This window comes from Herminiimonas fonticola (genome assembly GCF_040395855.1).
GTDB lineage: Bacteria > Pseudomonadota > Gammaproteobacteria > Burkholderiales > Burkholderiaceae_D > Oxalicibacterium > Oxalicibacterium fonticola_A.
Window position 1 is genome coordinate 1 of sequence record NZ_JBEBPO010000105.1, and the last position, 7,617, is coordinate 7,617.

A 7,617-nucleotide genomic window follows, 5' to 3' on the forward strand; every position below is an offset into this window, starting at 1 on the left:
TCTGAAAACACGGATATCTTCCCGCATTACAAATGCAGGTAAGTCATCCGGTAAAATAGCGCCTTAGACTTAATATCAACCATCAATCTCCCGCATACGCCATGACTCAAGATGAAATGAAACAAGCAGTTGCCCGTGCCGCAATCGACTATGTGGTGCCAGGCGAAATCATCGGCGTCGGTACCGGCTCCACCGCCAACTTCTTTATCGACGAGCTGGGCAAAATCAAGGATCGCATCAAGGGCGCAGTCGCTTCATCGGAAGCAACCGCGCAACGCCTGCAATCGCACGGCATTGCTGTGTTCGACCTGAACGAGATCGATGCGATGTCGGTATATATCGACGGCGCGGATGAAATCACTGCGCAAGGTGCAATGATCAAGGGCGGTGGCGCGGCATTGACGCGCGAAAAGATCGTTGCTTCGGTCGCCAAACAATTCGTCTGCATTGCCGATGGCTCGAAACTGGTGGATCTGCTGGGCAATTTCCCCTTGCCGGTGGAAGTGATTCCGATGGCGCAAGCAGTGGTGGCGCGCAAGCTGGCGGCACTGGGTGGCGAACCGCGTCTGCGCTTGAAGGATGGCAAGCCGCTGGTGACCGATAACGGCTGCTTCATCATCGATGTGCTGGGTTTGAAGATTCAAGACCCTGCCGAACTGGAAGCGCAGATCAACGATATCGTCGGCGTAGTAACCGTCGGCCTGTTTGCGCGGCGCGGTGCCGATATCGCTTTGCTCGGCACGGCAGAAGGCGTCAAGCGCCTGACGTTCTAGTCTGATTCTTGCAACACTGCTGCAGTTTCACCGCTGCAGCAGCAGTTCAAAATGCTGATGTGCAACCGGTTTGCTCATCAAGTATCCCTGGCCTTCGTTACAAGCACTTTTCAGTAGAAAACGGAATTGTTCTTCCGTTTCTATTCCTTCCGCCAATACCGTCAGATTCAGATTGTGCCCGAGTGAAATGATGGCCTTGACGATGGCGGCACTATCCTGATTGGTGGCGATGTCGCGTACGAAGGATTGATCGATTTTCAGGGTATCGACCGGGAAGCGCTTCAGGTAACTGAGGCTCGAATAGCCGGTGCCGAAATCGTCCAGCGAAATTTTTACGCCCAGTGCGCGCAGGCGGATCAGTAGCGCAAACGATTTTTCCACATCGCTTGCCATCACGCTTTCGGTGATTTCCAGTTCCAGGTATTGCGCTTCCATCCCGGTTTCCGCCAATACCTGTTGTACCCGCTCGACGATATCGCCACGCGCCAGTTGGCGCGGCGACAGATTGACCGAGATCGTGATGGGTGCGTAGCCTGCCAGTTGCCAGGCGCGATTTTGCCGGCAGGCGGTTTCCAATACCCATTCGCCGATGGGGATGATCAGCCCGGTTTCTTCTGCCAGCGGAATGAAGCTGCCCGGCGACACCATGCCTCCTGCACTGTTCCAGCGTACCAATGCTTCGGCACCGATGATATCGCCGGTTGCGAGATTGATTTTCGGCTGGTAGTGCAGCACGAATTCATGATTCGGAATCGCCTGACGCAGGCGATTGAGCAGCGCCAGCCTGTCGGTCACGGTATCGTTCATTTCCACAGCAAAATACTGGAAATTATTGCGTCCCAGTTCTTTCGCCTTGTACATCGCGGAGTCGGCATTCTTCAGCAGCGCCTCTACATCGCGCCCGTCATCCGGACACAAGGTTACGCCTATGCTGCAGGTGATGCGGAATTCCAGATCGTTCGCCATCCACGGCTGTGCGACTTCGTGCAATACGCGTTGCATGGTGTGCGTAATCGATTCTTCGCTGGGTTGGCTGGTGAGCAGCAAAACGAATTCATCGCCGCCCTGGCGCGCCACGGTATCGCTTTCGCGCAGGCAGGAAGTCAGGCGTTGCGCAGTGATTTTCAGCAGTTCATCGCCAACCTGATGGCCGAGACTGTCGTTGATGAATTTGAATTGATCCAGATCGAGGAAGGCGATGGCAGTCAGATTGCCGTAGCGTGCCGAATGCAGGACAGCCTGCTGCATGCGATCGTAAAGCAGGGTGCGATTGGGCAAGCCGGTCAGTGCGTCGTGCGTGGCCTGGAACTGGATTTCCGCTTCATGCAATTTGCGTTCGGTGATGGCTTCCACCGTCCCTTCAAAAAACAGCAACTCGCCCGTACTGTTATGCACGGCGCGCGCGTTTTCCGAGATCCAGATGATGTCGCCATTGCGTCTGTAGACGCGCGATTCAAAATTCGTGACAACGCCGTTTTGCGCCATCGTTTGCATGAATTCAATCCGGCGTTGCGGATTAACGTATACCTGGTGCTCGATATCGTGCAGGGTTGCAATCAGATCTTGCGGCGTATCGTAGCCATACATGCGCGCCAGTGCGGGGTTGACCGCCAGATAGCCATTACTGGGTGTCGATTGATAAATGCCTTCAATTGCATTTTCAAAAATGCTGCGATAGCGCCGTTCGGCTTCGCGCAATGCCTCGTCTGCCTGTTTGCGCTCGGTAATGTCCTGAATAAAACCTTCCAGCACATCCCACTTCTTGCTGTCGTGCATGGCGTTGGTGCCGCGTTCCCATACCCAGCGCACTTCACCGTCGGCGCGCACGATGCGGTATTCGATATCGAAACGCCGATTGCTGGTGATGGCTTGCATGACTGCCGTGCGCACGTATTCCCTGTCGTCTGGGTGCGTAATATCGTCGTAGGAAACACGGCTATTGAACAGGATGTCTTCTTCGGCGTAGCCGGTCAGTGCGAGACAGCCTTCGCTGACGAACTCCATGGTCCATTGCCGGTCCAGGCGGCAGCGGTAAACCATGCCTTCCAGGTTGGCCAGCAGCGTGCCCAGCAAGCGGGCCTGCAAGGTGGGGTCAGCAGGATGAGACGGCATCGTCAGCAGCATATTCGGGCATTGAAATGTGATCATATGAGTGCCATCAAGGGCACCGATTTGCTTCTGCATATTGCTGCAGAAGCAAATCGCGGGAAGCGAACGATTGCTTTCTACATAGCAATAACAATGCCATCGTTTAGCACAACGATGATCACCAAAATAGTGCGATTTTTTGCCGGAACGCGATGTGGAGAAAAGCAGGGCAGGGCTTGATGCGGCTGAGCGCGGGGAATGAAAAATGCTGGCGGCATGGAAAATTGAGCATGCCGCCAGATATTGCCTTAACGCGGTTTGTCGGCAATTTCCCGCGCCATGCGATCTTGCCTGTCGTAGAAATCCAGCGTGCCGATGTCGCCGCTGTTGCGTTGCCTGTGCGGCACCAGATGCTCGACGTCGCGCATCAGCTCGTCGTCGATTTCCATATCGTCTTCACTGCCCCAACTGGTATTCATGTGTCCTCCGTAAGGCCGTTATTTTACGATGCGCTTGCTCAAAGAGCCAGTTTTCGCTGCGCATTCAGCCGAGGGAATCCGGCACTTCGCCGCTGTTCGGCAGCTTGGCCACCAGCACGGAAAATTTCTCAATGACCGGCGCGTTTGCCAGCAGGGAGGCGGCAGCACTTCCGAGTGCCTTGGCGATTTCACCATCGAGATGCGCCTGACGGCCGGTCTCATCCGGGAATGCATCGAAGATACCGAAAGTTCTGGCATCCAGCTTGATGGCAAACCAGGCTGTCGTGGCCGGCTCGCCGAGTGCGAATGACAATTGCGCGCGCAGAAATTCTTCCAGTTCCTTTTCCTTGCCCGGTTTGGCTTCCAGGCGAACCTGCAATCCGACGTTAACCATAGTGCCTCCTGTCGATGACGATTGAGTACATATGCGACGTATCCCGCCCGGTGTTTGCTGCGGCATTAAATTGTAATCCTCATTGCCGCTTCATGTGTTGGCGCGGACTTGTCATTGTGGCCAGATGAAATCTGGGCGGTGCCGAGAAAGTGAACACACTCTGCAGACTATGACTTATCATCGTGGCCCGTTTCATTTTCAGAGGTTTTTTCATGGCAAACGCATGCGGCGTCGATTTCGGGACGTCGAATTCGACCGTTGGCTGGAGTCGCCCCGGCACTTCGCCCCTGTTGCAACTTGAAGATGGCAAAGTGACATTGCCATCCGTGATCTTCTTCAATGCTGATGAAGAGCAGGTGTATTACGGCCGCGCCGCACTGGCTAATTATCTGCAGGGCTATGAAGGCCGGCTGATGCGCTCGCTGAAGAGCCTGCTCGGCACCAGCCTGATCGACGACCAGACCGAGGTGATGGGCAAGGCATTGCCATTCCGTACCTTGCTGACGCAATTCATCGCTGAATTGAAGCGCAGGGCCGAGACTGCGGCCGGGCGTGAATTCACCAGTGTGGTGCTGGGGCGTCCGGTGTTTTTCGTCGACGGCAATGAAGAGGCGGATATTCTGGCCGAAGATACCTTGTACGAAATCGCGCAATCGGTAGGCTTCAAGGAGATTGATTTTCAATACGAGCCGATCGCTGCCGCTTTCGATTACGAGTCGCAGATAGACCGTGAAGAACTGGTATTGATCGCCGATATCGGCGGCGGCACTTCGGATTTTTCGCTGGTGCGGCTGGCGCCGGAACGCGCAAAAAAAGCAGATAGACGCGACGATATCCTGGCGACCGGCGGCGTACACATAGGCGGTACCGATTTCGATAAGTATCTGAGCCTGACCAGCATCATGCCGCTGATGGGACTGGGCAGCCGCCTGAACAACAATAATGAAGTGCCATCCAGCTATTACTTCAACCTGGCGACCTGGCACACGATCAATCTGGCATACACGCAAAAAACCTGGTTGCAGATCAAGGACATCTATCGCGATGCAATGGAAAAGGACAAGCTGGATACCTTGCTGCAGCTGATTGAACATCGCTCCGGTCACTGGCTGGCGCTGAAGGCGGAAGAAGGCAAAATAGCGCTGTCCGCAGAGCTGGAAACGCAACTGGTGCTGGACAGGCTGGCGCCGGCTCACACACTGACCTTGCGGCGCGACGAATTTGACGACGCGATACATAAAATGGTGGCGACTGTGGGAAGTACGGTAGCCAATCTATTGCGCGATGCCGGCATTGCTGCCGATCAGGTGGATACGGTGGTGTTCACCGGCGGTTCCAGCGGCGTCCATTTGCTGCGCGAAAAAATCGGCTCGTTGTTGCCGAATGCACGCCGTGTCGAAGGCGATCTGTTCGGCAGCATAGGCGCCGGCCTGGCGCTGGATGCAGTCAGAAAATTTGGTTGAAAAGTCCAGCCATGCCCGGCATGAAGGCATGGCTGGCATCAGGTATTTTAAAATGGTATAAACAATTTGCGCATTAATGCGCAATTTTTTTATACGCACTGAAATACAAGCCTGGATATTGATGGCGCAGGAACAAACTGCTGCATACCGGATTGTCATGACAGCGTAATAATGCAGGTTTATGGTCACGAGCTTTTCACGTGGACTATCAGCTCTCCGGCGATGTGCCGTGCATGAAACAGGCAGGTGTTTGAGGAGACAGGATGTTTGCTGCAGTAGATTTGGGTTCCAATAGTTTCAGGCTGCATATCGGGCGGCATGACGGTGAAGTCATGCGCATCGTCAAGAGCGCACGCGATCCGGTGAGGTTGGGAGCCGGTCTGGACAGCAAGGGGAATCTGACCGCGGCGGCCATGGAAGACGCGCTCGCATCACTGACGCGTTTCAATGCGATTTTAAGCAGCTACCCCTTGAATGCCGTGCGCGTGGTTGCCACCAATACGATGCGTATTGCAAAAAACGCTGCCGCATTTTTGCCGGCCGCAGAGGCTGCAATCGGTTATCCGATCGAAATTATTTCCGGTGAAGAAGAAGGCCGCCTGATTTACATGGGCGTTGCCAGCAACTTGCCATCGGCGAGCGAGCGTCGGCTGGTGCTGGATATCGGCGGCGGCTCTACCGAACTGATCCTGGGCAAGGGACAGGAAATCGAACAGGTTGAATCATTCAGCATAGGCACGGTGCCACAAACCATGTCGTTTTTTCCCGATGGGCATATAGACGCAACGACGTTCGATGCTGCCGTGCTGTCGGCGCGTTCGCGTTTTGAAGATGCCGCTCCCATCTACACATCCGAACGCTGGTCTGCCGCCTATGGTTCGTCCGGTACGATACGGGCGATCGCCGATGCCATCAGCAAGAATGGCCTTGGCGATGGCGCCTTGTCTCTCAAGAGCATGGAGGCGCTCAAGCGCCGCCTGATCCAGTTCGGTCATGCAGGAAAAATCGATTTGATCGGGATGAAATCCGATCGCGCCACCAGCATGGCTGGCGGCCTGGCAATTCTGATTGCCGTCATGCAGGAACTCGGCATCCGGTCCATGAAACCGGTTGATGCGGGCTTGCGCATGGGTGTGCTGTGGGATTTGCAACTGCGCGCAACCAAACGCGATCGCCGCGAACAATCAGTGCGTGATTTCCGGCAGCGTTTTCATGCTGATGAGGCACGCGCCGATCGTGTTGCGCAAACGGCCAGCGCCATGTTTGCCTTGCTCAAGCCGGCAGAAGATCACTACGTCAAGCTGCTGAACTGGGCCGCGCTGTTGCATGAAATCGGCCTGGTCATATCGCATAGCAGTTATCACAAGCATGCCGCTTACATGATTGAAAACGCAGACCTGTCCGGCTTCACAACGCGCGAGCAGCGTGCGATGAGTTCCCTGGTATTGGCACAGAAGGGTAACTTGCGCAAAGTCGGCGATGCCTTGCATGATGCCGATTTTGCCAAGGCGGTGCTGGCCTTGCGGCTGGCCGTGATGTTCCTGCATGCGCGCATCGATATCGAGATGGAAGAAGTGCGGCTGAAGATGAAGAACCGCATCGAACTCGAATGTCGCAAGGAATGGGTGAGAGTGCACCCGACGCTGGCTTACTGGATGGAAAAGGAAAAAGAAGCCTGGAGCGAAGTGGGCATCGATTTTTCGATCAGGCTGCATGGATGAGCCATGCATGTTTACACCAAGGCTGACATGGAACCATTTGCCCGATACGTTTTCTGAGTAGGCGCAGCGCTTACATGCGGCGGGGCCGCTTCTATATCCTGTTCACCTGTTTCTGGAGTTTGTCTTGTTCAATAGCATCGTCGATATCGTGTCGCAAAGCGGCTATCTGGGTATTTTTCTGCTGATGCTGGCGGAAAATGTGTTTCCGCCGATTCCATCCGAACTGATCATGCCGCTGGCCGGCTTCGTTTCCGCACGCGGCGAATTGAATATCGTGCTGGTCATACTGGCCGGTACCGCCGGTTCGGTCGTGGGCGCCTTGCCCTGGTATTACGCCGGTGCGATATTCGGCCAGCATAGACTCAAGCGTATTGCCAACAAACATGGCCGCTGGATGACGTTGTCGTCGCAGGACATCGATGTTGCTTCCACATGGTTTGCACGGCATGGTGCGGCGGCGGTATTTTTCGGTCGCCTGATCCCGGCGATACGCACGCTGATCTCGGTGCCGGCCGGTATTGTGCGCATGCCGATGTTGCCGTTTCTGGCGTATTCGACTATCGGTTCGCTGATCTGGACTGCCTTGCTGGCGGTGACAGGTTACCTGCTGCAATCGCAGTACGAAGAGGTCGAGCACTATATGGATCCGGTTTCAAAAGGCGTACTGCTGCTGGTGATTGCCGTCTACGTTTATCGCTT

7 protein-coding genes are annotated in these 7,617 nt (G+C 55.1%); 4 read left to right on the forward strand and 3 right to left on the reverse strand.

The genetic code is table 11. The features are described from left to right. The first annotated feature begins 101 nt into the window (after positions 1 to 101). Complete coding sequence (gene rpiA / locus ABWP27_RS11240; RefSeq protein ID WP_353156753.1) at positions 102 to 773, forward strand: ribose-5-phosphate isomerase RpiA; 672 nt, start codon at positions 102 to 104, stop codon at positions 771 to 773. A 27-nt stretch (positions 774 to 800) separates the two neighbouring features. Here the strand turns inward: rpiA and ABWP27_RS11245 are convergent, their stop codons facing one another. The 3 genes from ABWP27_RS11245 to ABWP27_RS11255 all read right to left on the reverse strand — a co-directional run bounded on the left by ABWP27_RS11245 (position 801) and on the right by ABWP27_RS11255 (position 3,734). Continuing rightward, the gene (locus ABWP27_RS11245) at positions 801 to 2,897 is read right to left on the reverse strand and encodes a putative bifunctional diguanylate cyclase/phosphodiesterase (protein ID WP_353156767.1); all 2,097 of its coding nucleotides are present in this window, start codon (positions 2,895 to 2,897) and stop codon (positions 801 to 803) included. A gap of 272 nt (positions 2,898 to 3,169) precedes the next feature. Continuing rightward, positions 3,170 to 3,340, reverse strand: coding sequence for a hypothetical protein (locus tag ABWP27_RS11250; protein WP_353156755.1), 171 nt, complete (start codon positions 3,338 to 3,340; stop codon positions 3,170 to 3,172). Positions 3,341 to 3,404: 64 nt separating this feature from the next. Next, on the reverse strand, positions 3,405 to 3,734 hold the full coding sequence (locus ABWP27_RS11255) for a putative quinol monooxygenase (RefSeq protein WP_353156757.1): 330 nt from the start codon (positions 3,732 to 3,734) through the stop codon (positions 3,405 to 3,407). A gap of 212 nt (positions 3,735 to 3,946) precedes the next feature. On the opposite strand from ABWP27_RS11255, the gene ABWP27_RS11260 reads away from it, so the two are divergent. The 3 genes from ABWP27_RS11260 to ABWP27_RS11270 all read left to right on the forward strand — a co-directional run. Beyond that, positions 3,947 to 5,197 (forward strand): Hsp70 family protein, encoded by a 1,251-nt coding sequence (locus ABWP27_RS11260; protein WP_353156759.1) that lies wholly within the window; start codon positions 3,947 to 3,949, stop codon positions 5,195 to 5,197. Between the two features lie 263 nt (positions 5,198 to 5,460). Continuing rightward, on the forward strand, positions 5,461 to 6,918 hold the full coding sequence (locus ABWP27_RS11265; RefSeq protein WP_353156762.1) for a Ppx/GppA phosphatase family protein: 1,458 nt from the start codon (positions 5,461 to 5,463) through the stop codon (positions 6,916 to 6,918). A gap of 124 nt (positions 6,919 to 7,042) precedes the next feature. Continuing rightward, positions 7,043 to 7,617 (forward strand): DedA family protein (locus ABWP27_RS11270; protein WP_353156764.1); only part of this gene is annotated, 575 nt, incomplete at its 3' end.